The organism is Streptomyces sp. NPDC096193 (genome assembly GCF_040302905.1).
Classification (GTDB): Bacteria; Actinomycetota; Actinomycetes; order Streptomycetales; family Streptomycetaceae; genus Streptomyces.
This window is the reverse complement of the sequence record NZ_JBEOSJ010000019.1, coordinates 26150-51932: the sequence shown is the minus strand read 5'-3', so window position 1 is coordinate 51932 and position 25783 is coordinate 26150. Positions and strand designations below refer to the sequence as shown.

The window sequence follows — 25783 nt, the reverse complement described above, 5'->3', positions numbered from 1 at the left end:
TAGAGCATGTCGAAGATCAAGCCCAGCAAGGGCGCCCCGTACGCGCGGATCATGGGTGTCGGCGGCTACCGCCCCATCCGGATCGTGCCGAACGAGGTGATCCTCGAGACGATCGACTCCTCCGACGAGTGGATCCGCTCCCGCTCCGGCATCGCGACCCGGCACTGGGCCTCCGACGAGGAGACCGTCGCCGCGATGTCGATCGAGGCGTCCGGCAAGGCGATCGCGGAAGCGGGGATCACCGCCGAGCAGGTCGGCGCGGTGGTCGTCTCGACCGTCTCGCACTTCAGCCAGACCCCGGCCATCGCCACCGAGATCGCCGACCGGCTCGGCACGGCGAAGGCCGCGGCCTTCGACATCTCCGCGGGCTGCGCCGGCTTCGGCTACGGACTGACCCTCGCCAAGGGCATGGTCGTGGAAGGCTCCGCCCAGTACGTCCTGGTGATCGGCGTGGAGCGGCTCAGCGACCTGACCGACCTGGAGGACCGCGCGACGGCCTTCCTGTTCGGTGACGGCGCGGGCGCGGTCGTCGTGGGCCCTTCCGAGGAGCCGGAGATCGGTCCGACGGTCTGGGGTTCCGAGGGCGACAAGGCCGGGACGATCAAGCAGACCGTGTCGTGGGACCGTTTCCGTATCGGTGACGTGTCGCAGCTGCCGCTCGACTCCAAGGGCGAGATCAAGTTCCCCGCCATCACGCAGGAGGGCCAGGCGGTCTTCCGCTGGGCCGTGTTCGAGATGGCGAAGGTCGCCCAGCAGGCGCTGGACGCGGCCGGGATCACCTCGGCCGACCTGGACGTCTTCATCCCGCACCAGGCCAATATGCGGATCATCGATTCGATGGTGAAGACCCTCAAGCTGCCGGAGCACGTCACGGTCGCCCGTGATGTGGAGACCACCGGCAACACCTCGGCCGCCTCGATCCCGCTCGCCATGGAGCGGCTTTTGGCGACCGGGCAGGCCAAGAGCGGCGACACGGCGCTCGTCATCGGCTTCGGGGCGGGTCTCGTCTACGCAGCCACGGTCGTTACCCTCCCCTAGGCAACCGGATCTTCCGGGCACCGCCCAGATCAACCCTCTGATTCACACCGAAGGAGCGCCACATGGCCGCCACTCAGGACGAGATCGTCACCGGTCTCGCGGAGATCGTCAACGAGATCGCCGGCATCCCGGTCGAGGACGTCCAGCTGGACAAGTCCTTCACCGACGACCTGGACGTCGACTCGCTGTCCATGGTCGAGGTCGTCGTCGCCGCCGAAGAGCGCTTCGACGTCAAGATCCCGGACGACGACGTCAAGAACCTGAAGACCGTCGGCGACGCCGCGGACTACATCGCGAAGCACCAGGCCTGAGCCTGAGACGCGCCTGTCGCCACCTGACCGTGGCGTCGTGAACATTCAGCACCCCCTACACGTGGAGAAAGAATTCCTGTGAGCTCGACCAATCGCACCGTGGTCGTCACCGGTATCGGCGCAACCACACCGTTGGGTGGCGACAGCGCATCGACCTGGGAAGGTCTGCTCGCCGGGCGCTCCGGAGTGAAGCCGCTCGAAGGCGAACGCTTCGCCGAACTCCCGGTCCGGATCGCCGCGCCCGCGGCAGTCGACCCCGGCGAGGTCCTGCCGCGCCCGCTCGCCCGCAAGCTGGACCGCTCCGCGCAGTTCGCGGTGATCGCGGCCCGCGAGGCATGGGCGGACGCCGGCTTCACCGCTCAGGCGGGCGAGGACGAGAGCATCGCCCCCGCCAGGCTGGGCACCGTGATCGCCTCCGGCATCGGCGGCGTAACGACTCTGCTGGACCAGTACGACGTGCTCAAGGAGAAGGGCGTACGCCGCGTCTCCCCGCACACCGTGCCCATGCTCATGCCCAACGGGCCCTCCGCCAACGTCGGCCTGGAGGTGAACGCCCAGGCGGGCGTGCACACCCCGGTGTCCGCGTGTGCGTCCGGCGCCGAGGCGATCGGCTACGCGGTGGAGATGATCCGCACCGGCCGCGCCGACGTGGTCGTGGCCGGCGGCACCGAGGCGGCGATCCACCCGCTGCCGGTCGCCGCGTTCGCCAACATGATGGCGATGTCCAAGAACAACGACGAGCCGGAGAAGGCGTCGCGTCCGTACGACACGGCCCGCGACGGCTTCGTCCTCGGTGAGGGCGCCGGCGTCGTCATCCTCGAATCGGCGGAGCACGCCGCGAAGCGTGGCGCCAAGGTCTACTGCGAGGTGCTGGGCCAGGGTCTATCCGCGGACAGCCACCACATCGCGCAGCCGGAGCCGACGGGCCGCGGTATCGCCGCCGCCATGCGCAACCTGCTGGAGACGACGGACCTCAAGCCCGCGGAGGTCGTGCACCTGAACGCGCACGCCACCTCGACGCCGCAGGGCGACGTGGCCGAGGTCAAGGCGCTGCGCCAGGTCCTCGGCGCGGACCTCGACCATGTGGCGGTGTCCGCCACGAAGTCGATGACCGGTCACCTGCTGGGCGGCGCCGGCGGCATCGAGACCGTCGCGACGGTCCTGGCGCTGTACCACCGCACGGCCCCGCCGACGATCAACGTCGACGACCTGGACGAGGCGGTGGACGCGGACATCGTGCGCGGCGAGCCGCGTGCGCTCCCGGAGGGCACGATCGCGGCGATCAACAACTCGTTCGGCTTCGGCGGCCACAACGTGGTCCTGGCGTTCCGTACGGTCTGACCGCCCGTCACAACCAAGAGGCCCGGCCCCCCTCGGGGGGCCGGGCCTCGGTCGTTCTCGTGCGCGGACGGTTGCGCGGGGCGCTCTCCCGCGCGGACGGGTGCGCTGCGGGCTCAGACCACCTGGTGCAGCCAGCGGACCGGGGCGCCCTCGCCCGCGTACCGGAACGGCTCCAGCTCGTCGTCCCACGGCTTGCCCAGCAGCTTCGCGATCTCCGCCTCCAGATCCGTCTCACCCTGGACGGATCGCGCGAGCGCCGCCCGCAGCCGGTCCTCGGGGATCAGGATGTCGCCGTGCATGCCGGTGACGGCGTGGAAGATGCCGAGGTCGGGCGTGGCGCTGTACCGCTCGCCCTCCGCCTTCGCGCACGGCTCGGCCGTCACCTCGAAGCGCAGCAGCTGCCAGCCCCGCAGCGCGGACGCCAGCTTCGAGGCGGTTCCCACCTCGCCCCGCCAGGAGAACTCGGCTCTCCAGGTGCCGGGGGATGCGGGCTGTCTGATCCAGTCGAGCTGGACCCGTACACCGAGTACACCCGCGACCGCCCATTCGACGTGCGGGCACAGTGCACGGGGGCTTGAGTGAACGTACAGAACGCCACGTGTCGTCACCGGGACCTCCAGAGTGGGACGAGGATCGCCATTCCCAGCGGCCTCAGTAAACAGCATCAGGAGTTAATCTCCACAAAAGGGACACCATGTGACGTGATGTAATTTACCGGGGCCGATGGGCACGCGGCCTCTGGTCGACGGGGAAAAGCTACCGCGAGCGGGCGGCCGAGGGGTGACGTAATGTCGGTCCTGGGGGCCGTACGCACCAAGCTTTCACCCGCGAGGACGCCATGTACGGGTGATACGGAGGGGAAACGGGGATGCGCGAGACCGTACGAGGCCGCCGTGTGCGTACAGCGGCGGCGGCACTGACGGCCGTCGTGCTCCTGTCGACCGGCGTCCTGACCGGATGTGACTCCTCGTCGGACAATCGGGCGAACGGCTCACCCGCCAAACGGCGGCCCTCACCCACCCCTGTGTGGGACCGCAGCCCGGACTCGATCGCCGCCGTGGGCGACTCCATCACCCGGGGCTTCGACGCCTGTGTGGTGCTCTCCGACTGTCCCGAGGTGTCCTGGGCGACCGGCTCCGACGCCACGGTGAACAGCCTCGCGCTGCGGCTGATGGGCGCGCCCGCCGTCGCCGAGCGCGCCTGGAACTACGCCCGTTCCGGCGCGGAGGTCTCCGATCTGCCCGCGCAGATGACCCGGGCGGCGGCCAGGAAGCCGGAACTGGTGACGGTGATGGTCGGCGCGAACGACGCCTGCGCGGACACCACGGCGAGCATGACGCCGGTCGAGGAGTTCCGTACGTCCTTCACCGGAGCGCTGCGGGAACTGCGGCGCTCCGCGCCCAAGTCCCAGGTCTACGTCTCCAGCGTGCCCGACCTGAAGCGGCTGTGGTCGACCGGGCGGGCCAATCCGCTGGGCCGGCAGATCTGGAAGCTGGGGATCTGCGCCACGATGCTGGGCGACGCCGAGGACGAGAGTGTGCAGGCGCAGCAGCGTCGGACCGAGGTACAGGACCGGGTGAAGGCGTACAACGGCGTGCTGAGGGACGTGTGCGCCAAGGACAGGCGCTGCCGTTACGACGGCGGGGCCGTCTTCGACTACCGGTTCAGCGGCGACCAGTTGAGCCGGTGGGACTGGTTCCACCCGAGCAAGAACGGTCAGGAGCGGCTCGCCGAGATCGCGTACCGCAACATCACCGCGGTGCGTCCGCCGGTCTGACCGGTCGGGGACCCCGGCCTCGCGGAGGACGGCCGGACTGCGCGCGGGGGCCGCCGAGCACGTTCCTTACGGCGGGCGTCGACGGCGAACTCCCCGGCCGGGCCCGCACGCGCCGGCCCGGTCACGCACCTGCCCGGACCATTTCTGCCGCTCGTTCGGCGATCGCGTGGACCGTGTCGTTGGTGTTGGCGGACACGATGGACGGACGGACCTGCGCCGGACCCGTACCGGAGCGGCCCGTCCGCTGCCCGGCCCGCACCTCGGCCCGATCGTCCGGGGACCGGGGAGCGGCCGCATGTCCTGAGCGGCCGGCAGCCGGGCTTCGGCGGGCGAGGTCGCAAGGACGGGCCGGGGGCGTTCGGGAGTCTCTGCGACTGTTGGGGCCGGTGCGGCCGGAATGAGGCGGTAGCCAGGGCAGCACTCCTGTGGTGGTATTTCCGCGACCCCCGCCGGAAGGAATGCCGTGTCCCGGATACGTGCGCGAGTGACCATAGTTGGCGCCGCCGCCCTGACCCTCGCCCTCGCGGCTCCGCCGCTCGTCGCCGCCGAACCCGCTCCCGCGGCGGTCACCGTGGAGGAGGCCCGGCTGGACCGGGCGGTGCCGCAGGAGATTCTGCGGCGCAGCGGATTCGACACGGTGGCACCGCAGTTCGCCGGGGCGCTCGGCCACGCGCGGTCGTACCGGCAGGCCGAGCGGGCCGTCGTACGGCACGCCTCCTCGCTGTGGGACCGCGCAGTCGACCGGGCGCAGGGGCGGGGTCCGGTGCGCGGCGACCTGAGCCGGGACGACGACCGGCCGCTGTACTGGGCGCGGCTCGCGATGACACGGGAACTCGGGCAGTGGGAGCCCGACTTCGGGCTGACGACGGCTCAGCGAGACCGGCTCCTCGACCGGTTGGAGCGCTCCTCGCGCGGCCAGGACTCGATGAACCTCCCGGCGGCCAAGAACGTCAAGCGCATCGTGATGACGGGCTTCGACCCCTTCACGCTCGACCGGGACATCCGCATCAGCAACCCGTCCGGGGCGACGGCGCTCGCGCTGGACGGGACGTGGATCCGTACGGCGGACGGCCCGGCCCGTATCGAGACGGCGGTCTACCCGGTGCGCTGGCAGGACTTCGCGGACGGCACGGTCGAGCGCACCCTGCGCGCGCAGCTGCCGAAGGCGGACCTGTTCACCACGGTCAGCCAGGGGCGCGTGGGCCGGATCGACATCGAGCGGACCAACGGGGCGTGGCGGGGAGGCTTCGGCGACAACCTGAACGTCTCGCGCACCGAGACGGTGCCGGTGAGCGATCCGGCGACGCAGCCGCAGTGGACGACGACGACCCTGCCGTACACGGCGATCGTGGCCGCGAAGACCGGACCCTTCCCGGTCTTCGACAACACGGCGGTCACCGAGATCCCGGCCGGCTCCACGACGCCCGTGGCCCGGCCGGACGGCCCGACACCGGGCTCGACCGCGCGGGCGGGCGGCGGCGGCGACTACCTCTCGAACGAGATCGCCTACCGGGCGACGCTGCTGCGGGACAGGCTGGGGCTGAAGATCCCCGGCGGGCATGTGCACACCCCGGTCCTCCAGTTCGACGCGGGCAACACGACGGAGATCACGGACCCGGTGTTCGTGAAGAACCGGCTGGAGATCATCGCGCAGGTGCGGGAGATCATCCGGGTCGCGGCCGGCGCCTCCTGATGTCCTCCTGAAGGGGCCCCCTCCCCCGCCCCGGCCCGGCGGGGCGTCACCCGGGGCCGCCCGGGTGCGGGAAAGGCGTGGTGCGGGCTGCCGCCGGGCGGTGATGATGGCCGTATGAAGATTGCCGCCGCGCAGTTCCGCTCCGTCCCCAGTGACATCGGCGCGAATGTGCGCGCCGTGCGGGACCTCGTCCACACGGCGTCCGGGCAGGGCGCACGGCTGGTCGTCTTCGCCGAGCTGGCGGTGACGGGGTACGAGCCCGACCTCCTCGCCGCCGACCCCTCTCTGGTGCTCGCGGAGGACGACGCGCGGCTCGACCCCGTGCGGGAGGCGTGCCGGACGGGGGGCACGGCCGCCGTCCTCAACGCGGCGGTCCGTACGACCGGCGGCAGGCCCGCCATCACCTCGCTCGTCCTCGGGCCGGACGGCGAGCTGCTCACGCGCTACGACAAGCAGCGGGTGCACGGCACGGAGAACGATGTCTTCGACGCGGGCTCGGAGGACGGCCGGTTCACCCTGGACGGCATCGGCTTCGCGACGGCCATCTGCTACGACAACCGCTTCCCGGAACTCGCCGAGCGGGCGCGGGCGGACGGCTGTCAGGTGTATGTGGCCAGTTCGGCGCTGGAGAGGGGCAACGACTCGTTCGCGACGGTCTATCCGGTCCGCGCCCGGGACAACGGTCTGTATGTGGTGCTCGCCAACGCGGTGGGACGCTGCGGCGTCGGGGAGTGCCCGGGCGACAGTGCGGTGTGGGGGCCGGACGGCGCGCTGCTGTCCACGGCGGCGTCGAGCGCTCCCGGGCTCGCGCTCGCCGAGCTGTCGCTGCGGACGGTGGCACCATGAGTGCCGTACCGGTCCCGCCCCGCTCGTGTGCCCTGCGGCTGACCGCGGTGAGCGGGGTGAGGGTGCCGTGAGCCGCGCCGCGGAGGAGACCAACCGCCGCTTGCTGCGGGCACGGGACGCGATGGACCGCGCGTACGCGCAGCCGCTGGACGTGCCCGCCCTGGCCCGGATCGCCCATGTGTCCCCGGCGCACTTCGCGCGCACCTTCCGGGCCACGTTCGGCGAGACACCGCACCGCTACCTCCAGCGGCGCCGCGTGGAGCGGGCGATGTACCTGCTGCGGGAGACCGACCGCAGGGTGACGGACATCTGCTTCGAGGTCGGCTTCGGCAGCCCGGGAACCTTCAGCCGCACGTTCCGTGCCATCGTCGGCCGGTCGCCGAGGGCGTACCGCAAGGAGGCCGCGCCAGCGGACGTACCGACGTGCTTCACGAAGGTGTGGACGCGGCCGGTCCTCTGAGCGGCGGCCCCGGGCCGGCAGGCATGCGCGTACGCCCCGGACCGAGCAGTTCTGGATAAGTTCTCGCCCGCCTCGGCCCGTAGCGTGAGGGACATGTTCAACGCCATCACGCACTCACAGATCTACGTCCTCGACCAGGACGAGGCCCTCGACTTCTATGTCGGCACGCTCGGCCTGGAGGTCGCCGCCGATGTCGACCTCGGCTTCATGCGCTGGCTGACCGTCAGCGTCCCCGGCCACCCGGAGCGGCAGATCCTGCTGGAGCGGCCCGGCCCTCCGGCGATGTCGCAGGAGACGGCTCAGCAGGTCCGCGAGCTGGTTGCCAAGGGCGCCATGGGCGGCTCCCTCATCCTCAGCACGGACGACTGCCGCGGGACGTACAAGACGCTGCGGGACAGGGGCGTCGAGTTCACCGAGGAACCGACCGAACGCCCGTACGGCATCGACTGCGGCCTGCGTGACCCGTTCGGCAACAGCATCCGCTTCACCCAGCCGAAGACCTGAGAGCCCGAAAGGGTCAGCAGCGGAACCCTGGGGGCCCACAGCCGTCAGGCGCGGAACCCGCCCCGTCCGGCGTCGTTCAGACCCCGGTCCTTGTCGAGGCTGTACGGGGCCGGGGACCGCGGTGACGGCTCGTCGGACTCCGTGCCCGTCAGGTCGCGCACCATCAGCGTCGCGCCCGCCACCGCGCCAGGCATCAGGAACACCGCGACGAGCGGCACGATGAACGCCAGCGTGAGCGGCACACCGAAGCCGAGGACCATCATCCGGCGTCCCCGCAGCAGGACCAGCCGCTCCTTCAGTTCGACGCCGCGGCGCTGGAGGGCCACGGCGGTGAGTTCCTCGGCGAGGAAGAACCCGGAGACCGCGAAGCCGAGCACCGGGACGACGGTCTGCCCGACGACCGGGAGGAAGCCGGCCGCGAACAGCAGAATCCCGTAGAACACCACACGCGCCACGACCCGCAGCGAATCACGGGCGGAGATCCACAGTTCACGCCACAGCGGCAGCCCCGACTCGGGAACCCGGCCGCCCTCGCTCCGGTCGACCTGTTCGGAGAGCGACTCGTAGAAGGGCTGGCCCACCAGCAGGGTCACGGCCGTGAAGGTGATCACCGCGACGAACAGGCCGAAGGCGAAGACGAGGGCGGTCAGAAAGCCGCGCAGCAGCCCGAGCCACGGCGAGGACCAGCCGTCGGCGAACGGTGTCGCCCAGCCCACCAGATCGTCGGCGCCGTAGCCGAGGCCGACGAGGGCGCCCGCGTACAGCACGAGGGTCACCAGGCCGGGCAGCAGCCCGAAGCCCAACCAGCGGCCGTGTCCGGCGACCCAGCGCTGGCCCTTCATCAAATAGCCGAAGCCGACCACCAGATCACGCATACGTCCAGCCTAACGGTCCGCCGGAGGGACAGGCCGGGCGCCCGGCGCGCGGCGGAGAGGGCGAACGGCGCGCGGCGGAGGGGGCGAACGGCCGATCACCTTCCGGACATCTGTTGCCCCCGGCACGGCGACACGGTAGACCCTCCGTTCATGGCACTCCTCAGACCAGTCCTGTTCACCACCAGTACAGCCGTCCTCGGAGCCCTGCTTCTCAGCCCCCTGTCCGCGTCCGCGGCGCCGGGACGCGACGAACCGCGGCCGCACCCCGTACGCGAAGGGGCCGGGCGGGACACCGCGCGGGACTCCACGCCCGTGGGAGCCGGGGCGCTGCGAGCGCTGGAGCGCGCGACGCCGGGGCTGCGGAAGGACGCCGGCTACCCGCGGCGGACCGTCCTCGACGCGCCGCCCGTCAACCCCGCCGACAAGTCGATCAAATTGGGGCTCGCCCCGTACCACTCGCTCGCGCCACGGCTCAACGCCCTCCAGAAGCTGGGCAACCGGGTGAGCGTGGAGGTCGCCGGACACTCCGCCGGCGGGCACGAGCTCTATCTGGTGACCGTCACCGCGCCGGAGAGCTCCGGGCAGGCCCGCGACCAGGAACGCATGCGGGAACGGATCGAGAACAACCCGGCCGCGGCCGCCCGGGACAAGCACATCAAGGCCTCGTACAAGACTCCCCTGTTCATCAACAACAACATCCACGGCAATGAGTGGGAGGGCACGGACGCGGCCCTGAAGCTCATCGAGGAGCTGGCTAAGGCCAAGGACGCGAAGACCGCGGGGCTGCTCGCGAAGAACCGTGTTCATCTGAACGTCACCGCCAACCCGGACGGCCGGATCGCGGGAACCCGCGCCAACGCCAACGGCTTCGACCTGAACCGCGACTTCATCACCGCGACCCAGCCGGAGTCGCGGGCGATCCGGCGGATCGCCATCGACAAGCAGCCCGCCGTGATGCTGGACCTGCACGGCTATGTCAACGGCACGCTGATCGAGCCGACGACACCGCCGCACGGCGAGAACTACGAGTACGACCTGTTCCTGAAGAACGCGTACGCCAACGCGCTCGGCATGGAGAAGGCCGTCAACGGCCTCGGCTACACCCCCGCCGACGGCGTGCGGCCCGCCGTGATCCCCTTCCGGGACGAGAAGGAGGGCTGGGACGACTGGCCGCCCATCTTCACACCGCAGTACATGCCCTTCCAGGGCGCGGTCGCCTCGCACACCATCGAGTTCCCGATGACCGTCAACAACGCCCAGTACGACAGCCTGCCGGTCGCCGAGCTGCGCCGTCGCGCGGCGATCAACACGGCGATCGCGGGTGCGGCGATGCGGGCGACCCTGGAGTACACGAACAGCCACCGCGCCTCGGTGATCGCCGACCAGATCGAGACGTTCCGGCGCGGCGCGGCCGGAGAGGCCCAGCGTCCGGTCTCCTCCGAGACCGTGCCCGGGGTGCCCGGTATCGGGCCGGAGGACGTCTACACGACGACGTTCCCGCGGGCGTATGTGATCCCGGCGGGACGCGGACAGCGTTCTGCGGTCGCCGCGGGTCGTCTGGTGGACCACCTGGTCGCCAACGACGTCCGGGTGGAGCGTGCCGTCCGCCCGTTCCGGCTGGCGGGCCGGGCCTATCCGGCGGGGTCGTACGTCGTCGACCTGCGGCAGCCCAAGCGCGGGATGGCCAATGTGATCCTGGCCGAGGGGCGGGACATCAGCGCCGACGTCTCCACCATGTACGACATCTCGGGCTGGAGCCTCGGGCTGCTGTGGGGCGCGACGGTGGACAAGGTCGCCCGGGGCGATCTGCACGTGGTCTCGCGTCCGGTCGCCGCCGCCGCGCCGACCGGCTATGTCGCGCCGCGCGGTGATCTGAAGCTGCGGCTGGACGACCCGAAGGAGCTCGCGGCCGTCAACACGCTGCTGGCCCAGGGGGTCGCGGTGCGCCGGACGTCCGACGGTGCGGCGATCGTGCCGGGGGCGGCGCGCAAGGCGGCGGCCGTGCTCGCCGACCGGTTCGGCGTCGTCTTCTCGGCGACGAAGGAGCGCGGGACCGCGCCTCTCGCCCCCACCCGGGTCGCGGCCGCCGTGACGGCGGGCGAGCAGTTCGCGCTGCGCGAGATGGGCTTCGACGTGGTGCCGGTGTCGACCGCCACCCTGAACGCGGGCTTCGACTGGTCCCGTGCCGATGTCCTGTACGTGTCGACGGGCGTCGACCACGGCCGGCTGACGCCGGCCGCGCGGGAGGCGTTCGCCGAGAGCGGTGTCGGCGTGGTCGGCCTCGGGTCGGCCGGTGCGGCCTTCAACGCGGCGGCCGGGCTGATCCCGGCGACGGCGGTCGAGGGCAACGGCGACGCCAACGGCGTGGTGCGGGTGACCAACAGGGGCGGCGCGCTCACCGGCGGCGCCCCGGCCCACACCTTCGTCTACTCCCCGCTCTGGTTCACCGGCCTCGGCGCAGGCGTCCGGGCGGAGCAGTCGTACGGCACCGGCAATCCACTGGTGGCCGGCCACTGGGGGGCGGCGGAGGACGGCAGCGGCGGACCGCAGGCGGCCGCGGGCCGGGCATCCGTCGTCAGCGGTACGACGGCGAAGGGCGCGCCCGTCGTGCTGTTCGGCACGGAGCCGTTGTTCCGTGACCACCCGAAGGGTGTGTTCGCGCAGGTCGGCCGGGCACTGCTGACGCGCTGACCACGCACCGAGGGCCGCACCCCGGACGGGGTGCGGCCCTCAGCCGTGCGTGCGGACCCACTCGTGTGCGGCCGCGGTGGTGCGTGCTGCTTCGGCCGTTGCGTACTGCCTCGGCCGTGCCTGAAGCGCGACCTCAGACCGCGAGGTCGACCGTGATGTTGCCGCGGGTCGCCTTGGAGTACGGGCAGACCTGGTGGGCCTTCTCGATCAGGTCCCTGGCCGTGGCGGCGTCGACGTTCGGGATGGACGCCGTGATCTTGACGATGATCCCGAAGCCCTCGTCGTTCTTGCCGATGCCGACCTCGGCGGTGACCGTCGAGCCGGTGATGTCGGCCTTCTCCTGGCGGGCGACAACGCCCAGCGCACCCTGGAAGCAGGCGCTGTAACCGGCGGCGAAGAGCTGCTCCGGGTTGGTGCCGGACCCGGAACCACCCATTTCCTTCGGCGGGTTGACGACCACGTCGAGCTTGCCGTCATCGGTGGAGACGCGGCCGTCACGGCCGTTCTCCGCGGTGGCGGAAGCGGTGTACAGGACGTCGGACTGCTGAATGGACATGAAGAGGTTTCCTCCTGTGGTTCGCCGCGACTCGCGCCCACGACCGCGACGGCTCGGTACGAGCCTAGTGCCTCACCCGGCATGCTCCCCAGCGGGCGAACACGGCCGGTCGCGTCACTGGTGGCTGAGGGAAACGACCATCTTGCCCGTGTTCTCACCGCGGAGCAGTCCGACGAAGGCGTCGTAACCGTGCTCGATGCCCTCGACGACGGTCTCGTTGTACTTGAGCTCGCCGGAGGCGATCCAGCCGGCGACGTCCTGCACGAACTGCGGCGCGAGGTCGTTGTGGTCGCTGACGAGCATGCCCTGCAGGCGCAGGCGCTTGCCGATGACCAGGGCCAGGTTGCGCGGGCCGGGGGCCGCCTCGGTGTCGTTGTACTGGGCGATCATGCCGCAGATGGTGGCGCGGCCGTGCACGTTGAACGAGGACAGCGCGGCTTCGAGGTGCTCGCCGCCGACGTTGTCGAAGTACACGTCGATGCCGTCGGGGGCGGCTTCCTTCAGCTGCTGGGCGACAGGGCCCTTCTTGTAGTTGAACGCGGCGTCGAAGCCGTACTCCTCGACGAGGAGCTTGACCTTCTCGTCGGAGCCCGCCGAGCCGATGACACGGGAGGCGCCCTTGATCCGGGCCATCTGGCCGACCTGGCTGCCGACCGCTCCGGCCGCGCCGGAGACGAAGACGGCGTCGCCCTCCTTGAAGGAGGCGACGTCGAAGAGGCCGGCGTAGGCGGTGAGGCCGGGCATGCCGAGGACGCCGAGGTAGGCCGAGAGCGGGGCGACGGAGGCGTCGACCTTGGTGGCGTGCTTCGCGGGGACATCCGCGTACTCGCGCCAGCCGAGGCCGTGCAGGACGTGGTCGCCGACGGAGAAGCCGTCGGCGTTCGAGGCGATGACCTCGCCGACGGCGCCGCCGTCCATGGGCCGGTCGAGCTGGAAGGGCGGGGTGTACGACTTCACGTCGTTCATCCGGCCGCGCATGTACGGGTCGACCGAGAAGTACAGGTTGCGGACGAGGACGCGGCCCTCGCCCGGCGCCGACACCGGTACCTCACGCAGGGCGAAGTCCTCCGCCTTGGGCCAGCCGTGCGGGCGGGCGACGAGGTGCCATTCACGGCTGGTCTCCGGAAGTGCGGACATGCTGCGTTCCTCCTAGAAAAGCTTCACTACCTGAAACAACCATGCGCACCGATATTTCATGTTGTCAAGTAAGCGGGTACGCTGGCGTGTATGGCCACCCCACGTACCGACCCCCTGACCGTCGAGGTCGTCGACCTCATCGGCTCCGTCGTGGCCCGGTACTACACGGAGTACGAGCAGGTCGCGGCCCAGCACTCGCTGACCGGCGCGCAGGCGCGCGTCCTCGGCCTGCTCACGCTGGAGCCCATGCCGATGCGGCGTATCGCCGTGAAGCTGAAGTGCGAGCCGTCGAACATCACCGGCATCGTCGACCGGCTGGAGAGCCGCGGGCTGGTGGAGCGCCGGCCGGACGCGCACGACCGCCGGGTCAAGCTCGCCGCGCCCACCGACGAGGGTCTCGAGACGGCGCGGCGGCTGCGGGAGTCGCTGGACTTCGCCCGCGAGCCGCTGGCGCAGCTGACGGACGAGGAGCGGACCGTCCTGCGGGACCTGCTCAGGCGGATGCTGGGCGAAGACGCCGCGGCGACGGGCTGAGCGCGCGCCGGGCGGGGTCCCGGGGCGGGGATTCGCGGGTCATGGAACCCGGGGCACCGATACCACGGAACAGAAAACCCGGGGCGCGGGAGCGCGCCGCCCGCAACCTCGGCGCGCGGACGGGCAACAGGTCCAGCCGCCGGAACAGCTCACCGGGACCCGAACACGGCTCACACGCACCAGAACAGGAAACGTTCGCAGGTCGGCGTGGGGGTCGGCGACGACGGGGGGGCAGCGGGCGGGGGGTTCGTGGGCGTCCCGTCGCCGGGGCCGGACGGCTCGCTGGGCTGCGCGGAGGACGAGGGCGACTCGTCGGGCTCGGACGGCTCGTCGGCGCGCGACGAAGGCCTCGGACCGTTCCCCTCGTCCGGATCCTCCGCGGCCGGACTGCCGGTGCCGGCGGTCCCCGTGACGGTGACGGTGGAGGTGGGTCGTGCGGACGTGGCCGAGGCCTCGACCGGCTTCTCGGTGACGCCGTCGGGACCCTCCGGGGTCTCGTTCGCCTCCGGAGGCTGCGGAGCGAACTCCGTCTCCTCGCTGTCCGCCTCCTTCACGGCCGTCGCCGCTCCCTGGTCGCCCGGGTCCTCCAGGGCCAGTTCGGCGAGGCTCAGCGCACCGGCCGCGAGCACCAGTCCGACGACACCGATGAGCACCTTGCGGCCACGCCGCTTGCGCCCCCGCCGACCCGAGGATTTCGGACGCGGAGGGGCCTGGCGGCGCGAACGCCGATGCCCCGCGGGAGCGGACACCTCGTCCAACTCGAGGACGTGGTCCGCCGCGGGGGCGCTGGGGCTTCGATGCCTGAGCTCCTCGACGGGAGTGCCGCAGCCTGCACAGGCCAGGGCGCCGTTGAGGTGCCGTCGACACTGGTAGCAGTAATCCATGGCGCCCGCAGATTATGCGGCGGGGGTGGGCCGCAGGTGAATGAGACTGTGAGGATCTTGTGTGGAATCTTCACTTCCGCGGCGCGTCCGGTCGCCCGGTTGACGACGCGTCGCGTCCGGTCCGCGGGGCAGGATGTCGGACATGACCGCAGCCGCACCCTTCGGACCTCACGACTTCCAACTGGTCCTTCTGCGCCGGATGGGGGACCACCAGCCGGAGTTGGTGGAGGCCGCGCGCCGGGAAATGGGCGCGTCGATCGCCGACATGCGCGAGGCGAACCGCCGCTGGCAGGCGATGGTGCGCGCACCGCGCGGACGGGGCGCCCTCGCCCGCTACCGCTCGGTGCTCGGACCTGCCGAGCGCACCGAACGCCGCCGGATCGGCGACCTGGAGTACGACGCCGTCCAGTGGCCCGTACCCCTCTGGCCGGACCTGCGCTTCGAGGTGATGGCCGGGGACGGCGGAGCGGTGTGGAACGAGTGGCTGGTCCGCGCCCCCGGCGTCCCGGGCCCCGAGCTGCGGACCCCGGAGGACCTCAAGCCCTGGTCGTGCACGGTGGACGAGGCGGCCCGCGCGTTTCCCCCGGCCTTCCCGATGGAGGGGTCGGCCCCGACCCGCCGGCAGCTGCGGCTGACGCTTCCTGACGGGCAGACATGTGTGGCGGAGTTCTGCTGGGGGTTGTTCCAGCGGTTGCTGTGAGGGCTGTCCCGGGGGTCGGTGTACCGGCCCGGCCACCCGACGACATGGGCGCTCGGACGCCGCCCGGCCCGACAACGCCCACCCCCCGAATGGCCGCACAGATCTGGCGGATCGTCAGCTTCGTACCCCCGACCGGCTCACCCAGCGCGCGCACCGCACCCGGCGATCGCACGATGCCATCACGAACCGCACTCGGGAGGATCTGCCGTGACCGTCAGTCTTGAGCAGTTGCGCCGTTGCCATGTCGCCGTCGACCTGGGAGCCGCACGGACCAGGGTCTTCGTGAAGGGCGCCGGACTCGTCGTCGACGAGCCGAGCGTCGCCGCCGTGAACACCCGTACGGGCGCGCTGATCGCGGTCGGCGCGCTCGCCGAGAAGATGACGGGCCGTACGCCCGACTACATCCGCGTCGTCCGGCCCGTCTCCGGCGGCACGGTCGTCGACATCGAGATGGCCCAGCGGATGCTCCGTCACCTTCTGGGCGAGAAGCTGCGCCGGCAGCTGCGCCGCAAGCCGCGGCTGCGCGCCGCCGCCTGCACACCGCACGACAGCGACCCGCTGGCGCAGCGCGCCGCGGTCGAGACCCTGGTCGGCCTCGGCGCCCGCCGGGTGGAGCTCGTCGACACCCTGATCGCCGCCGCCGTCGGCTGCGGACTGCCCGTGGAGCAGCCGACCGCGAGCATGATCATCGTGTGCGGCGCGGCGACCACCCAGATCGCCGTGCTCTCGCTCGGCGCGATCGTCACCGCCGAGCGGATCCCCGTGGGCGGCAACGCCATCGACTACGCGGTGATCCAGCACCTGCGCCACCAGCACGAGCTGATGCTGCCGAGCCAGTCGGTACGCCCTCTGCAACTCGCCCTGCGCGGCAACGGACTCACCCCTCAGGGGCCGGCTTCGACCGAGATCCACGGGCGCGACGTGGCCACCGGCCTCGCGCGTTCCGTGCGGGTCGACACCGCCGCCGTGCGGGACGCCATCCACACCCCGCTGACCTCGGTACTCGACGGAATCGGCAAGGTCCTGCGGGACTGCCCGCCCGACCTGGTCGCCGACCTCGCGGAGCGGGGCATCATGATGGTCGGCGGCTCGGCGCTGCTGCCGGGCCTGGACGAAATGCTGCACGAGGCCACCCATATGCCGGTGCAGATCGCCGAACGCCCCGACATCTGTGCCGTACTGGGCCTCGGCGCGATGCTGGAGGGCAAGATCCAGCCGTTGGTGCTCAACCCGCTGGCCGGGGCCGAAGCCACCTGAGGCGGAGCGGGACGAGAGGCGGCCCGCTGTGGGCGAGGCGGAGCCGGCACGACGTCTGACGATGCTGCTGGAGGCCGTGCTCGGTGTCGGTACCGACCTCGAACTGCACACGACCCTTCAGCACATCGTCGACTCCGCGGCCCGTCTCACCCGGGCGGGCCACGGCGCTCTCGGGGTCCTCGACCCCGAGAGCGGGACGATCACCGAGCTCTACACCGTCGGCGCGGCCGCCCGGCCGGGGGACGACGTGGACTGCCTGTCGTCCGACAACGGCCGGGCCGACCCCTTGGCGGCCGGGGACGACGGCCTCATCAGCGCCTTCATGCGCGATCCACGGCTGCCGATCCCCGACGACCCCGCCGAGGCGCCCTCCCCCGGCGCTCCCGGCGGCCGTCCCGGCACGTACACGTATCTCCGGGTTCCGATCCGGGTGCACACCCAGGACTTCGGGCTCCTGTGCCTGACCGACCGGCGTGACGGCTCCTTCACCGAGGACGACGTCGCGCTGCTGCGGATGCTCGCCGCACAGGCGGGCATCGCGATCGGCAACGCCCGGCTGTACGCGAGCGCACGGCAGCGGGAGCGCTGGATCGAAGGTGCGGCCGCCGTCACGACCGCGCTGCTCACCGGCGAGAGCGCCCAGGACGCCCTGGAGACGGTCGCCGAACAGGCCCGCGTCCTCGCCGACGCCTCCGCGGGTGTCGTGCTCCAGCCCACCGAGGACGGCGGGATGGAGATCGTCGCCGCCTCCACGGCCGGGGACCCGGGTGACATCGTCGGCACCACCATCGCGCCCGGGTCGCCGGTACTCGTCCAACTACTCGGCGGAGAACCGGTGTTCATCGACGACTCGGCGACCGACCCGCGGATGACCACCCATGTGCGCAGCCGGTTCGGACCGTCGATGATGCTGCCGTTGCAGAGCGGCGGGCGGCTGATCGGCACCCTCGCGCTGCCGCGGCGGCGGCACGGCCCTCCGTACACCGCGGCCGAACGGCGGCTGGCGACCCGCTTCGCCTCGCACGCCGCCCTGGCGCTGGTGCTGGCCGACGCCCAGCACAACCGCAAGCAGCTCGCGGTCTACGAGGACCGCGACCGTATCGCCCGGGACCTGCACGATCTGGTCGTCCAACGGCTGTTCGCCACCGAGATGATGCTGGAGTCGACGCGGCGACGCGCACCGGGCGACGGGAGCGACGAGCTGCTCGGCCGGGCCGTGGACGAGCTGGACTCCACGATCCAGGAGGTACGGACCACGATCTTCGCGCTCCAGCAACCGCCCGCCGAGGCCCCGGCGGGCTTCCGCGACCGGGTGCTGCGGGAGACCGCGGGGGCGTCCGCGCTGCTCGGTTTCCCGCCGTCCGTGCAGTTCCGGGGCGCGGTCGACGCCCTTGTGCGGGAGCCGGCCGACCAGCAACTGCTGGCGGCTCTGCGCGGCGCGCTGGCGGCTGCGCACCGGCGGCCGGACGTCACCGCGATCGACGTGGAGGTGGACGCGACCGTGCTGTTGCCGGACGGCCGGCCCGGGGTGCGGCTGGTGGTCGCGGACGACGGGCGGCCCGATGACGGCGAGGACGACGGGCACGGTACGCGGGTCACCTGGCAGGCGCCCCGGTAGGCGGCGGAATCCGGGGTACGGGAGTCCGCGGCACCCTCCTCGGGCCGGTCGACCGTCCCGGTCAGGGGTGGCGTCCCGCAGCCCGTGCCGTGATCCGGCGGGGGACAATGGTGTGTGCGAGGACCGGCCCGTGTGTGCGGGGCGCGTGCGACGGCGGATATCAGGACGGCACGCGGCACAGCGCGGCACAGACACGCTGCATCAGACGGAGGACGACGAGTGACTGACCTCTTCCCGGCGCTGACCGCCGGCTCGGACCGGCCCGCCCTGCGCTTCGGCGAACGCGCTCTGACCTACGGAGAACTCGCCGGCGCGGCGGGCTCGCTCGCCGTACGAATCGGCGGGGCGTCCCGGGTCGCGCTGTGGGCCACGCCGACGCTGGAGACGGCGGTGGGAGTGGTCGCCGCGCTGCTGGCCGGTGTGCCCGTCGTGCCGCTGAACCCGAGAACGGGAGAGCGCGAGCTGGCGCACATCCTCGCGGACAGCGCACCGGCGGCTGTTCTGGCGGCCGCGGGAGAGCAACTGCCGGACGAGCTGGGCCGGTTGCAGCGTATCGACATCCCGGTGACGGGCGACGCGGGACCGCCGCCCGCGGTGCCGTCCCCCGCGGACCCGGCCCTGATCGTCTACACCTCGGGGACCACGGGCGCGCCGAAGGGCGCCGTGCTCCCGCGCCGGGCGATCGCGGCGAGCCTGGACGCTTTGGAGGACGCCTGGGCGTGGACGGACGCCGATGTGCTGGTGCACGGGCTGCCGCTGTTCCATGTGCACGGGCTGATCCTCGGCGTCCTCGGCCCGCTGCGCCGGGGCGGACAGGTACGCCACCTGGGCCGGTTCTCGGTCGAGGGCGTCACCCGGGAGCTGACGGACGGCGGCACGATGCTCTTCGGGGTGCCGACGATGTACCACCGGCTGGCCGAATCGCTCGACGGCGACCGGGAGTTGGCGAAGGTTCTCGCGGGCGCGCGGCTGCTCGTGTCCGGCTCGGCCGCGCTGCCCGTGCACGACCAGACACGCATCCGTACGGCGACCGGCCGCCCGGTGATCGAGCGGTACGGCATGACCGAGACCCTGATGAACACGAGCGTCCGGGTCGACGGCGAGCCGCGGCCGGGGTCGGTCGGGGTGCCGTTGAGGGGCGTGGAGCTGCGGCTCGTCGAGGAGGACGGCTCGCCGGTCACGGCGTACGACGGCGCGAGCATCGGCGAGATCCAGGTGCGCGGGGAGAACCTGTTCACGGAGTACCTGAACCGGCCGGACGCCACGGCGGCGGCCTTCGACGGCGACTGGTTCCGCACCGGGGACATGGCCGTGCGCGACCCGGACGGGTATGTGCGGATCGTCGGCCGCAAGGCCACGGACCTGATCAAGAGCGGCGGTTACAAGATCGGAGCGGGCGAGATCGAGAACGCGCTGCTGGAGCACCCGGGCGTCCGCGAGGCCGCCGTCACCGGAGAGGCCGACGCCGATCTGGGCGAGCGGGTGGTGGCGTGGATCGTTCCGGTGGACGGCCAGTCGCCGCCGACCGAGGGCGAGTTGGCCGATCATGTGGCGGCCCAGCTCGCTCCGCACAAGAGGCCGCGGACGGTGCGGTTCCTCGACGCGCTGCCGCGCAACGACATGGGCAAGATCATGAAGCGGGCGCTGCATGGCTGACCGGCTGAGCGCGCCCGCGGCGATCGCGCTGATCTGCGACGACTTCACCGAGGCGGTGCCGGTCGACGGGCAGGGCGCGCTCGACGGACAGCGGGAGGCGCCCGACGGCCCGATCGGCTGGGAGGGGTACGGCGACCAGCGCGCGGCGGCGGCCCGGCGCACGGGGTCCACCGAGTCCGTGGTGTACGGCGAGGCCACGGTGGGCGGCCGTGCGTGTGTGGTGATCTCCTTCGAATTCGGCTTCCTCGGCGGCTCGTTGAGCAGCCGGGCCGGCGACCGGCTGGAGGCGGCGTACGACAGGGCCCGCGAGCTGGGCCGACCGCTGGTGTCGCTGATCGCGACGGGCGGCAGCCGGATGCAGGAGGGCATGATCGCGCTGACCCAGCTCCAGCGGGTGGCGGCCGCGTCGGTGCGGCTGCGCGCCGCGGGAGTGGCGCAGATCGCGGTCCTGCGCGACCCGACGACGGGCGGCGGCTGGGCGACGCTGGGCGCGGGAGCGGATGTGATCCTGGCCCTCCCGTCGGCCCAGGTCGGTTTCGCGGGATCGCGGGTGCGGCCCCCGGACGCGGACCCGTCGGCGTACACCGCGGAGGCGCAGCTTGCCGCGGGCCAGATCGACGAGATCGTGGCGCCGGAGGACCTGCGGGAGGCGGTGTCGTTCTGGGCGGTGGCGGCCGGCGGGAATGCGGGGGCCCGCTTCGACACGACCGGTGGGAGCACGGAGGCGCGGAGTGCGGCCTCGCCGTCCGGCCCCGTGCCTCCGCCGTTCGCGCTCGGGACGCCGTCCCTCCCCCGCACCGGGTGGGACGCCGTCACCCAGGCCCGCGCACCGGGACGGCCCCACGCCCGGGCCTATCTCGACGCGTACTTCGGCCCGCGCAGGACCCTCAGCGGCGACCGGTGCGGCGGGGTCGACCCCGGGATGCTCTGCGGGGTGGGGATGCGCGAGGGGCGGGCCGTCGCCTTCGTCGCGCAGTGCGGCACCGCCACGCTGCCGGCCGGCTACCGCACCGCCGCACGCGTCGTGCGCCTGGCCGGCCGGCTCGGGCTCCCCGTGCTCACCCTCATCGACACACCGGGCGCCGCCAACGACGCCGCGGCCGAGCGCTCCGGAGCGGGCGCCGCCATCGCCGAACTGTTCGCCGCGGTCGCGGGCGCCGGGACGCCGGTCACCAGCCTCCTCATCGGTGAAGGCGGTTCGGGCGGCGCCCTCGCGCTCGCCGCGCCCGGCAACACCTGGGCCACGCCCGACAGTTACTTCTCCGTCATCGCACCCGAGCTCGCCGCCGCGATCCTCAAGCGGCGCCCCGAGCAGGTCCCCGGGACCGCCGACCAGTTGCGTTTGCGCCCGCAGGACCTGGTCGAACTCGGCGTCGTCCGCGGGATCGTCGCCCCGCAGGAATGAGCCCCGCCCCACGGTCCGGGGCCGCGCCTACGGCTGAGGGTCCCGTGCGTCGTACCGGGCGAAGCCGCGCCAGCGCAGGGCCAGCAGCGAGACCGCCAGCACACAGGCGATGCCGCCGCCGGTGACCGTCACCGACGGGGAGGTGAGATCCGCGGCGCTGCCCGCGAGGAAGTCGCCGAGCCGCGGCCCGCCCACGACCACCACGAGGAAGACGCCCTGGAGCCGGCCGCGCAACTCGTCGGGCACGGCCGCCTGGAGCATGGTGCTGCGGAACGCCATCGAGATGGCGTCCGCGAACCCGGCGAGGCCGAGGAAGAGCAGTCCGAGCCACAGATTGCGGGTGAGCCCGAAGACCGTGATGGCCGCGCCCCAGGCCCCGACGGCGAGCAGGATCGCGAGGCCCTGCCGCCGGATCCGCCCCTGCCAGCCGGAGAACACCCCGCCGAGCACCGCGCCGAGGGCCGGGGCCGCGACCAGCAGACCGGCGGTGCGGGCGTCGCCGTCGTACCAGATGACGGCGACGGCGGGGAACAGCGCACGCGGATGGGCGAGGATCATGGCGCAGAAGTCGGAGAAGAACGTCATCCGCAGATTCGGCCGGGTCGCCAGAAACCGCAGCCCCTCCAGGACGGAGGCCTTCTTCGCGCCCTCGGCACGGTCCGGCAGCATCGAGGGCAGCCGCCACATCGCGTACAGGGACGCGGAGAAGGCGACGGCATCGATGGCGTACGCGGTCTGGTAGCCGGCGAACCCGACGACGAGCCCGCCGAGCATCGGCCCGACGAGTGTCCCGGACGTCATGGTCATCGAGGTGAGGGCGTTGGCCGCGGGCAGCTGCTCGACCGGCAGCAGCCGGGGGATCATCGCGCTGCGCGCCGGGGAGTTGACGGCGGCGCACACGGACTGGAAGGCGACCACGCCGTACAGGAACCAGACATGGTGGAATTCCGCGAACGCCGCGGCGGCCAGCGCCGCCGAGAGGACCGCGGAGCCGCTCGCGCTGATGAGCCCGAGCCGTCGCCGGTCCACGGTGTCCGCGATCGCGCCGCCGTACAGCCCGAAGGCCAGCAGCGGCACGAGCGAGCACAGCCCGACCAGACCCACCGCGAAGGTGGAGTGGGTTATGTCATACACCTGGAGCGAGATCGCGAGGGTGGTCATCCCCTGTCCGATCCAGGAGATCGTGTTGCCGAACCAGAGCCGACGGTAGTGGACGGAGGTGCGCAGCGGGGTGAGGTCGGCGAGTATGCGCGGGCGCGCGGAGGAGGCGGGGCTGGGCTGCGGCATGGCGGGAAGTCTATGACCGCGGGCCTCAGGGCCCCTTACAGGCCCTCGGGTGCGGAGTGCCCGCTTCGGCGCGCGGCGGTGTTCGGGGACGAATAGCGTGAGGGGAAAGCACGCCCGTCGACGGGAGGCCGGGATCCCATGGCCGTACGACCGGAAGGCACGCCCTGCTGGGCGGACGCGATGTTCCTCGACCTGGAGGCCGCGAAGAACTTCTACGCCGAGCTCCTCGGCTGGACCTTCGGCGAGGGTCAGGAGGAGTACGGCAACTACACCCAGGCCTACTCCGACGGGAAGGCGGTGGCCGCGCTCTCCCCGCAGATGCCGGGCATGGACAGTCCCGCCGCCTGGAACCTCTACTTCGCCACCCCGGACGCGGCCGCGACCGCCGCGAGGATCCGGGAGTACGGCGGCACCCTGATGATGGAGCCCATGGAGGTCGGCGGTTTCGGCACCATGGTGAGCGCCCAGGACCCGAGCGGTGTGTTCTTCAGCGCCTGGCAGGCGGCCGCCCACGAGGGCTTCGAGAAGACCGGGGAGCCCGGGGCCTACGCCTGGGTCGACGTCCGCACCCGTGACGCGCGCAAGGCGGACTCCTTCTTCCCGTCCGTCTTCCCCTTCGAGGTCCAGCGCATGGACGACGACGTGGACTTCCATCTCTGGAGCATCAGCGGTGAGCCGGTGGCGGGACGGCAGAAGACGGAGGAGGGCACGTCCGACGGGCTGCCGCCGTTCGCCGACGTCTATTTCGCCGTGTCCGACTGCGACACGGCGGCGACCAGGGCGGTCGAGCTCGGCGGACGGCTGCTGAGCGGACCGGCGGACAGCCCCTTCGGCCGCTCGGCGACGGTCGCGGACCCGCAGGGCGCGGTGTTCTCGGTCATCGACCTGCAGAACACCAAGGGCGAGATGCCCACGTTCTCCTGACCGGGCCCGCTGTCACCGTCCGGCCGTCACCCGGTGTGGACGCGCGGGCCAGGCCCGCTGTCACCGTCCGGCCGTCACGCAATGCTCCTCGCGCCGGGCCCGCCGTCAGCGCCCAGCCGTCACCCGGTGTGGATGCGCGGGCCGGGGCCCCGCCCCCGAGGTGGGGCCCCGGCTCGCGCATTCCCCCGGTACCTGCGGGGACCACTCTGCCCGGCCGGGACCCGCCGCTCGTCATCCGCCGGCAGGAGTGGCCTCCTCCGTACGGAGGAGGGATCCGGCCGGTTCGAGAAGGTCGCGGTCCACCGCTTCGACGAGGCTTCCCACGGCGGCGGGCAGCTGATGGAGGGCGGGTTCCAGGTGCGGGAGAGTGGCGTCCTGGGCGGTGCCCTCCGGTGCCGCCGCTCCCCCGTCGTCGCTGACACCGCGCAGATCGGCGTCCGGCACGCCCTGACGCGTCCGCCCTTCCGAGGTGCGCTGCTCGCCTTCCGCGGGCGAGGACGAACGACCGTGCCCCGAGGGGCCGTTGACCTCCTGGGTTTTCGGCGCGTCGGCGCTCGGGCGCATCCTGGGCGTGCCGACGGCAACGTTGTCCGTCGCCCACTGCTGCGCAGCCGAACCGTCGCGGACCTTGACCACGACCGGGGCCCCCGCCTCGGTCGAGCTGGGGACGACCGCCAGCGACTCGTTCCAGCGGGGGACCACATGGCCCTGGATGGTCAGGTCGTACCGGACGTCGGACGCGTCGGGAGCCGAGGTCTCGGGGCAGGAGCCGAGGACGAGCACACCGTCGAGCTCATGGGAATTCAGGCACAGTTCGAGGGCCGCGCCGCTGCGCAGCAGTCCGTCGTTCTCGTAGACCCACTGCTGGGTGACCGAGGTGGTGCAGGCGGCCATCGTGGCCTCGGTGCCGAACTGCGCGCGCCGGTCGCGGATGTCGAGGCACAGACCGGCCACGGTGTTGCGCAGCCGTGTGCTGAAGGGCCCGGTCGGGTGGGCGGCCGACGTCGTCGACGGCTGGGGTCCCGGGGTGGCCTGGTCGCTGCCTCCCGTCACGGGCGGCGCGGAGACGGAGCCGCCCGGGGCCGGCGGACCCGCGGTGCTGCCGTCGTCCGCCCACAGCCGGCTGACGAGGGTCGCGACGACGAGCAGACCGGCGACGACGCCGAGCCCGGTGAGGACCGCACCCCGGCCGCGCTCCGGCAGGGTGATCCGCCGGCCACGCTGCGGCAGGGCGATCCGGCGGCCACGGAAGGTGAGGGGGAACAGCGTGCGGGCATGTCCGCCGCGCGAGTGCCGGCCGGGGCCGCGTACCGGCCCGTGCACGGCGGCGGCCCGGGCCTGGTAGCGGGCGTTGTTCCGGGCGGGCCGGGAATCGAGATAGGGCTGGGCGGCCCAGCCGAGCAGTCCCTCGGCCAGCAGAAGGGCGAGCCGGCCGCCGCCGTGGTCGAGCTGTTCGGCGGCGAACCGGCAGTGCCGGCACGTGGCCAGATGCGCCTGGATGTCGGGTATCAGCGTGCCGCCGCGGCGCAGGGATACATCGAGCAGCCGGTTGTAGTGGCGGCATTCCTTGTCCTGCGCGAGTTCGAGATGGGACCGCAGGATGCCCACCCGGAAGATTTCCCGCGCCTGATCGAGTTGCCCGGCCGCGGTACGCGGATCTGTTGCCAGTAAACCGGCCGGTACGGATATGCCCTCGGCCTCCACCTCGACATGCCACAGGAGGCATTGGGCGGGGCCGGGCATTGCCTGGAATGACCTGGCGACCAGGGCCCGGTTTTCGGCCAGAGTGAACATGTCGACCGGTACGGTGCGGCCCGTCTCGGGATTCTGGAGTTCGGGCAGAGCGGTGACCCGCTCGTCGGCCGCCCACGCCTTGGCGGTCTGCCGCGCCGTGAGCAGCAGAAGGGGCCGTAGAGCGGCGGTCGTTCGCGCGTGCCGCAGATTCTCCAGCACCTTGTCGGACGCCGCCGTGGCCAGCATGGAAGCCGCTTTGGCCGAAGGGGTGCCGATCGACGCGTAGTCGAAGACGGGTTGCCAGTGCCTCGCGAGCAGCACGGCCACCGTGCGGGTCTCGGCATCGCCGTCGCCGGTCCGCAGCGCGGCCGCGAGGCCTTCGTCGGAGCCCCCGGGGTCGAGACCGGTGTGGGCAGGTGGGACGGGACCCTGAGTGCGGGGCTTCTGCATGAGACGTCTTTCCATCCAGGGCAATGCGGTGGGGGGTTGAGCAGTGCCGTCCCCGGCCCGTAATCGGCCGGGGATTCCGGTTGGTGAAAGGTGGTGCGCGTCTAC

At 72.2% G+C, this 25783-nt stretch carries 23 protein-coding genes; 16 read left to right on the top strand and 7 right to left on the bottom strand.

Annotation, left to right across the window (positions count from 1 at the left end; genetic code table 11):
• The first annotated feature begins 6 nt into the window (after window positions 1–6).
• The 3 genes from ABTX78_RS25190 (at window position 7) to ABTX78_RS25180 (ending at window position 2690) form a co-directional block, all read left to right on the top strand.
• Window positions 7–1038: a ketoacyl-ACP synthase III gene (locus ABTX78_RS25190; RefSeq protein ID WP_352209063.1), complete on the top strand. Its 1032-nt coding sequence runs from the start codon at window positions 7–9 to the stop codon at window positions 1036–1038.
• Window positions 1039–1100: 62 nt separating this feature from the next.
• A complete protein-coding gene (locus tag ABTX78_RS25185; protein WP_352209062.1) occupies window positions 1101–1349 on the top strand; it encodes an acyl carrier protein in 249 nt (82 codons plus the stop codon).
• A 78-nt stretch (window positions 1350–1427) separates the two neighbouring features.
• Window positions 1428–2690, top strand: a complete 1263-nt coding sequence (locus tag ABTX78_RS25180; protein WP_352209061.1) for a beta-ketoacyl-[acyl-carrier-protein] synthase family protein — start codon at window positions 1428–1430, stop codon at window positions 2688–2690.
• A gap of 113 nt (window positions 2691–2803) precedes the next feature.
• Here ABTX78_RS25180 and ABTX78_RS25175 read toward each other — a convergent pair whose 3' ends face one another.
• Window positions 2804–3298, bottom strand: a complete 495-nt coding sequence (locus tag ABTX78_RS25175) for a DUF3145 domain-containing protein (protein WP_352209060.1) — start codon at window positions 3296–3298, stop codon at window positions 2804–2806.
• A gap of 260 nt (window positions 3299–3558) precedes the next feature.
• On the opposite strand from ABTX78_RS25175, the gene ABTX78_RS25170 reads away from it, so the two are divergent.
• The 5 genes from ABTX78_RS25170 to ABTX78_RS25150 all read left to right on the top strand — a co-directional run bounded on the left by ABTX78_RS25170 (window position 3559) and on the right by ABTX78_RS25150 (window position 7970).
• Window positions 3559–4467, top strand: a complete 909-nt coding sequence (locus ABTX78_RS25170) for an SGNH/GDSL hydrolase family protein (RefSeq protein WP_352209059.1) — start codon at window positions 3559–3561, stop codon at window positions 4465–4467.
• 463 nt (window positions 4468–4930) lie between these two features.
• Complete coding sequence (locus tag ABTX78_RS25165) at window positions 4931–6160, top strand: pyroglutamyl-peptidase I (protein ID WP_502993956.1); 1230 nt, start codon at window positions 4931–4933, stop codon at window positions 6158–6160.
• A gap of 114 nt (window positions 6161–6274) precedes the next feature.
• Complete coding sequence (locus ABTX78_RS25160) at window positions 6275–7006, top strand: carbon-nitrogen hydrolase family protein (RefSeq protein ID WP_352209057.1); 732 nt, start codon at window positions 6275–6277, stop codon at window positions 7004–7006.
• A gap of 67 nt (window positions 7007–7073) precedes the next feature.
• Window positions 7074–7466, top strand: coding sequence for a helix-turn-helix domain-containing protein (locus ABTX78_RS25155; protein ID WP_352209056.1), 393 nt, complete (start codon window positions 7074–7076; stop codon window positions 7464–7466).
• Window positions 7467–7559: 93 nt separating this feature from the next.
• Window positions 7560–7970, top strand: coding sequence for a VOC family protein (locus ABTX78_RS25150; protein ID WP_352209055.1), 411 nt, complete (start codon window positions 7560–7562; stop codon window positions 7968–7970).
• 44 nt (window positions 7971–8014) lie between these two features.
• Here ABTX78_RS25150 and ABTX78_RS25145 read toward each other — a convergent pair whose 3' ends face one another.
• Window positions 8015–8845, bottom strand: coding sequence for an EI24 domain-containing protein (locus tag ABTX78_RS25145; protein ID WP_352209054.1), 831 nt, complete (start codon window positions 8843–8845; stop codon window positions 8015–8017).
• A 150-nt stretch (window positions 8846–8995) separates the two neighbouring features.
• Between ABTX78_RS25145 and ABTX78_RS25140 the strand changes: the two genes are divergently transcribed.
• The gene (locus tag ABTX78_RS25140) at window positions 8996–11536 is read left to right on the top strand and encodes a M14 family zinc carboxypeptidase (protein ID WP_352209053.1); all 2541 of its coding nucleotides are present in this window, start codon (window positions 8996–8998) and stop codon (window positions 11534–11536) included.
• A 133-nt stretch (window positions 11537–11669) separates the two neighbouring features.
• On the opposite strand, the gene ABTX78_RS25135 is transcribed toward ABTX78_RS25140, so the two are convergent.
• On the bottom strand, window positions 11670–12092 hold the full coding sequence (locus ABTX78_RS25135; protein ID WP_352209052.1) for an organic hydroperoxide resistance protein: 423 nt from the start codon (window positions 12090–12092) through the stop codon (window positions 11670–11672).
• A gap of 114 nt (window positions 12093–12206) precedes the next feature.
• Window positions 12207–13229, bottom strand: a complete 1023-nt coding sequence (locus ABTX78_RS25130) for an NADP-dependent oxidoreductase (RefSeq protein ID WP_352209051.1) — start codon at window positions 13227–13229, stop codon at window positions 12207–12209.
• A 90-nt stretch (window positions 13230–13319) separates the two neighbouring features.
• Between ABTX78_RS25130 and ABTX78_RS25125 the strand changes: the two genes are divergently transcribed.
• Window positions 13320–13763: a MarR family winged helix-turn-helix transcriptional regulator gene (locus ABTX78_RS25125; RefSeq protein ID WP_352209050.1), complete on the top strand. Its 444-nt coding sequence runs from the start codon at window positions 13320–13322 to the stop codon at window positions 13761–13763.
• Between the two features lie 170 nt (window positions 13764–13933).
• Here the strand turns inward: ABTX78_RS25125 and ABTX78_RS25120 are convergent, their stop codons facing one another.
• The gene (locus ABTX78_RS25120) at window positions 13934–14647 is read right to left on the bottom strand and encodes an SCO2400 family protein (protein WP_502993955.1); all 714 of its coding nucleotides are present in this window, start codon (window positions 14645–14647) and stop codon (window positions 13934–13936) included.
• 133 nt (window positions 14648–14780) lie between these two features.
• Between ABTX78_RS25120 and ABTX78_RS25115 the strand changes: the two genes are divergently transcribed.
• The 5 genes from ABTX78_RS25115 (at window position 14781) to ABTX78_RS25095 (ending at window position 21283) form a co-directional block, all read left to right on the top strand.
• On the top strand, window positions 14781–15347 hold the full coding sequence (locus ABTX78_RS25115; RefSeq protein WP_352209048.1) for a hypothetical protein: 567 nt from the start codon (window positions 14781–14783) through the stop codon (window positions 15345–15347).
• A 207-nt stretch (window positions 15348–15554) separates the two neighbouring features.
• Window positions 15555–16604 (top strand): rod shape-determining protein, encoded by a 1050-nt coding sequence (locus ABTX78_RS25110; protein ID WP_352209047.1) that lies wholly within the window; start codon window positions 15555–15557, stop codon window positions 16602–16604.
• Window positions 16605–16665: 61 nt separating this feature from the next.
• Window positions 16666–18222 (top strand): GAF domain-containing sensor histidine kinase, encoded by a 1557-nt coding sequence (locus tag ABTX78_RS25105; protein ID WP_352209148.1) that lies wholly within the window; start codon window positions 16666–16668, stop codon window positions 18220–18222.
• Window positions 18223–18441: 219 nt separating this feature from the next.
• The gene (locus tag ABTX78_RS25100; RefSeq protein ID WP_352209046.1) at window positions 18442–19878 is read left to right on the top strand and encodes an acyl-CoA synthetase; all 1437 of its coding nucleotides are present in this window, start codon (window positions 18442–18444) and stop codon (window positions 19876–19878) included.
• The gene (locus ABTX78_RS25095; protein ID WP_352209045.1) at window positions 19871–21283 is read left to right on the top strand and encodes a carboxyl transferase domain-containing protein; all 1413 of its coding nucleotides are present in this window, start codon (window positions 19871–19873) and stop codon (window positions 21281–21283) included. The genes ABTX78_RS25100 and ABTX78_RS25095 overlap by 8 nt, the downstream gene beginning before the upstream one ends.
• Before the next feature lie 27 nt (window positions 21284–21310).
• On the opposite strand, the gene ABTX78_RS25090 is transcribed toward ABTX78_RS25095, so the two are convergent.
• Window positions 21311–22570 (bottom strand): MFS transporter, encoded by a 1260-nt coding sequence (locus ABTX78_RS25090; protein WP_352209044.1) that lies wholly within the window; start codon window positions 22568–22570, stop codon window positions 21311–21313.
• Window positions 22571–22708: 138 nt separating this feature from the next.
• Here ABTX78_RS25090 and ABTX78_RS25085 point away from each other — a divergent pair, with 138 nt between their 5' ends.
• Window positions 22709–23494, top strand: coding sequence for a VOC family protein (locus ABTX78_RS25085; RefSeq protein WP_352209043.1), 786 nt, complete (start codon window positions 22709–22711; stop codon window positions 23492–23494).
• 231 nt (window positions 23495–23725) lie between these two features.
• Here ABTX78_RS25085 and ABTX78_RS25080 read toward each other — a convergent pair whose 3' ends face one another.
• A complete protein-coding gene (locus tag ABTX78_RS25080) occupies window positions 23726–25678 on the bottom strand; it encodes an RICIN domain-containing protein (RefSeq protein ID WP_352209042.1) in 1953 nt (650 codons plus the stop codon).
• Window positions 25679–25783 lie beyond the last annotated feature (105 nt).

What these genes read in the sequence shown, in the direction of transcription:
- ABTX78_RS25080 (WP_352209042.1), bottom strand. Translation starts at nt 25,678, where the DNA reads ATGCAGAAGCCCCGCACTCAGGGTCCCGTCCCACCTGCCCACACCGGT.
- ABTX78_RS25115 (WP_352209048.1), top strand. Translation starts at nt 14,781, where the DNA reads ATGTCGGACATGACCGCAGCCGCACCCTTCGGACCTCACGACTTCCAA.
- ABTX78_RS25150 (WP_352209055.1), top strand. Translation starts at nt 7,560, where the DNA reads ATGTTCAACGCCATCACGCACTCACAGATCTACGTCCTCGACCAGGAC.
- ABTX78_RS25185 (WP_352209062.1), top strand. Translation starts at nt 1,101, where the DNA reads ATGGCCGCCACTCAGGACGAGATCGTCACCGGTCTCGCGGAGATCGTC.
- ABTX78_RS25085 (WP_352209043.1), top strand. Translation starts at nt 22,709, where the DNA reads ATGGCCGTACGACCGGAAGGCACGCCCTGCTGGGCGGACGCGATGTTC.
- ABTX78_RS25095 (WP_352209045.1), top strand. Translation starts at nt 19,871, where the DNA reads ATGGCTGACCGGCTGAGCGCGCCCGCGGCGATCGCGCTGATCTGCGAC.
- ABTX78_RS25130 (WP_352209051.1), bottom strand. Translation starts at nt 13,229, where the DNA reads ATGTCCGCACTTCCGGAGACCAGCCGTGAATGGCACCTCGTCGCCCGC.
- ABTX78_RS25160 (WP_352209057.1), top strand. Translation starts at nt 6,275, where the DNA reads ATGAAGATTGCCGCCGCGCAGTTCCGCTCCGTCCCCAGTGACATCGGC.
- ABTX78_RS25105 (WP_352209148.1), top strand. Translation starts at nt 16,666, where the DNA reads ATGCTGCTGGAGGCCGTGCTCGGTGTCGGTACCGACCTCGAACTGCAC.
- ABTX78_RS25170 (WP_352209059.1), top strand. Translation starts at nt 3,559, where the DNA reads ATGCGCGAGACCGTACGAGGCCGCCGTGTGCGTACAGCGGCGGCGGCA.
- ABTX78_RS25135 (WP_352209052.1), bottom strand. Translation starts at nt 12,092, where the DNA reads ATGTCCATTCAGCAGTCCGACGTCCTGTACACCGCTTCCGCCACCGCG.
- ABTX78_RS25190 (WP_352209063.1), top strand. Translation starts at nt 7, where the DNA reads ATGTCGAAGATCAAGCCCAGCAAGGGCGCCCCGTACGCGCGGATCATG.
- ABTX78_RS25090 (WP_352209044.1), bottom strand. Translation starts at nt 22,570, where the DNA reads ATGCCGCAGCCCAGCCCCGCCTCCTCCGCGCGCCCGCGCATACTCGCC.
- ABTX78_RS25140 (WP_352209053.1), top strand. Translation starts at nt 8,996, where the DNA reads ATGGCACTCCTCAGACCAGTCCTGTTCACCACCAGTACAGCCGTCCTC.
- ABTX78_RS25125 (WP_352209050.1), top strand. Translation starts at nt 13,320, where the DNA reads ATGGCCACCCCACGTACCGACCCCCTGACCGTCGAGGTCGTCGACCTC.
- ABTX78_RS25120 (WP_502993955.1), bottom strand. Translation starts at nt 14,647, where the DNA reads ATGGATTACTGCTACCAGTGTCGACGGCACCTCAACGGCGCCCTGGCC.
- ABTX78_RS25145 (WP_352209054.1), bottom strand. Translation starts at nt 8,845, where the DNA reads ATGCGTGATCTGGTGGTCGGCTTCGGCTATTTGATGAAGGGCCAGCGC.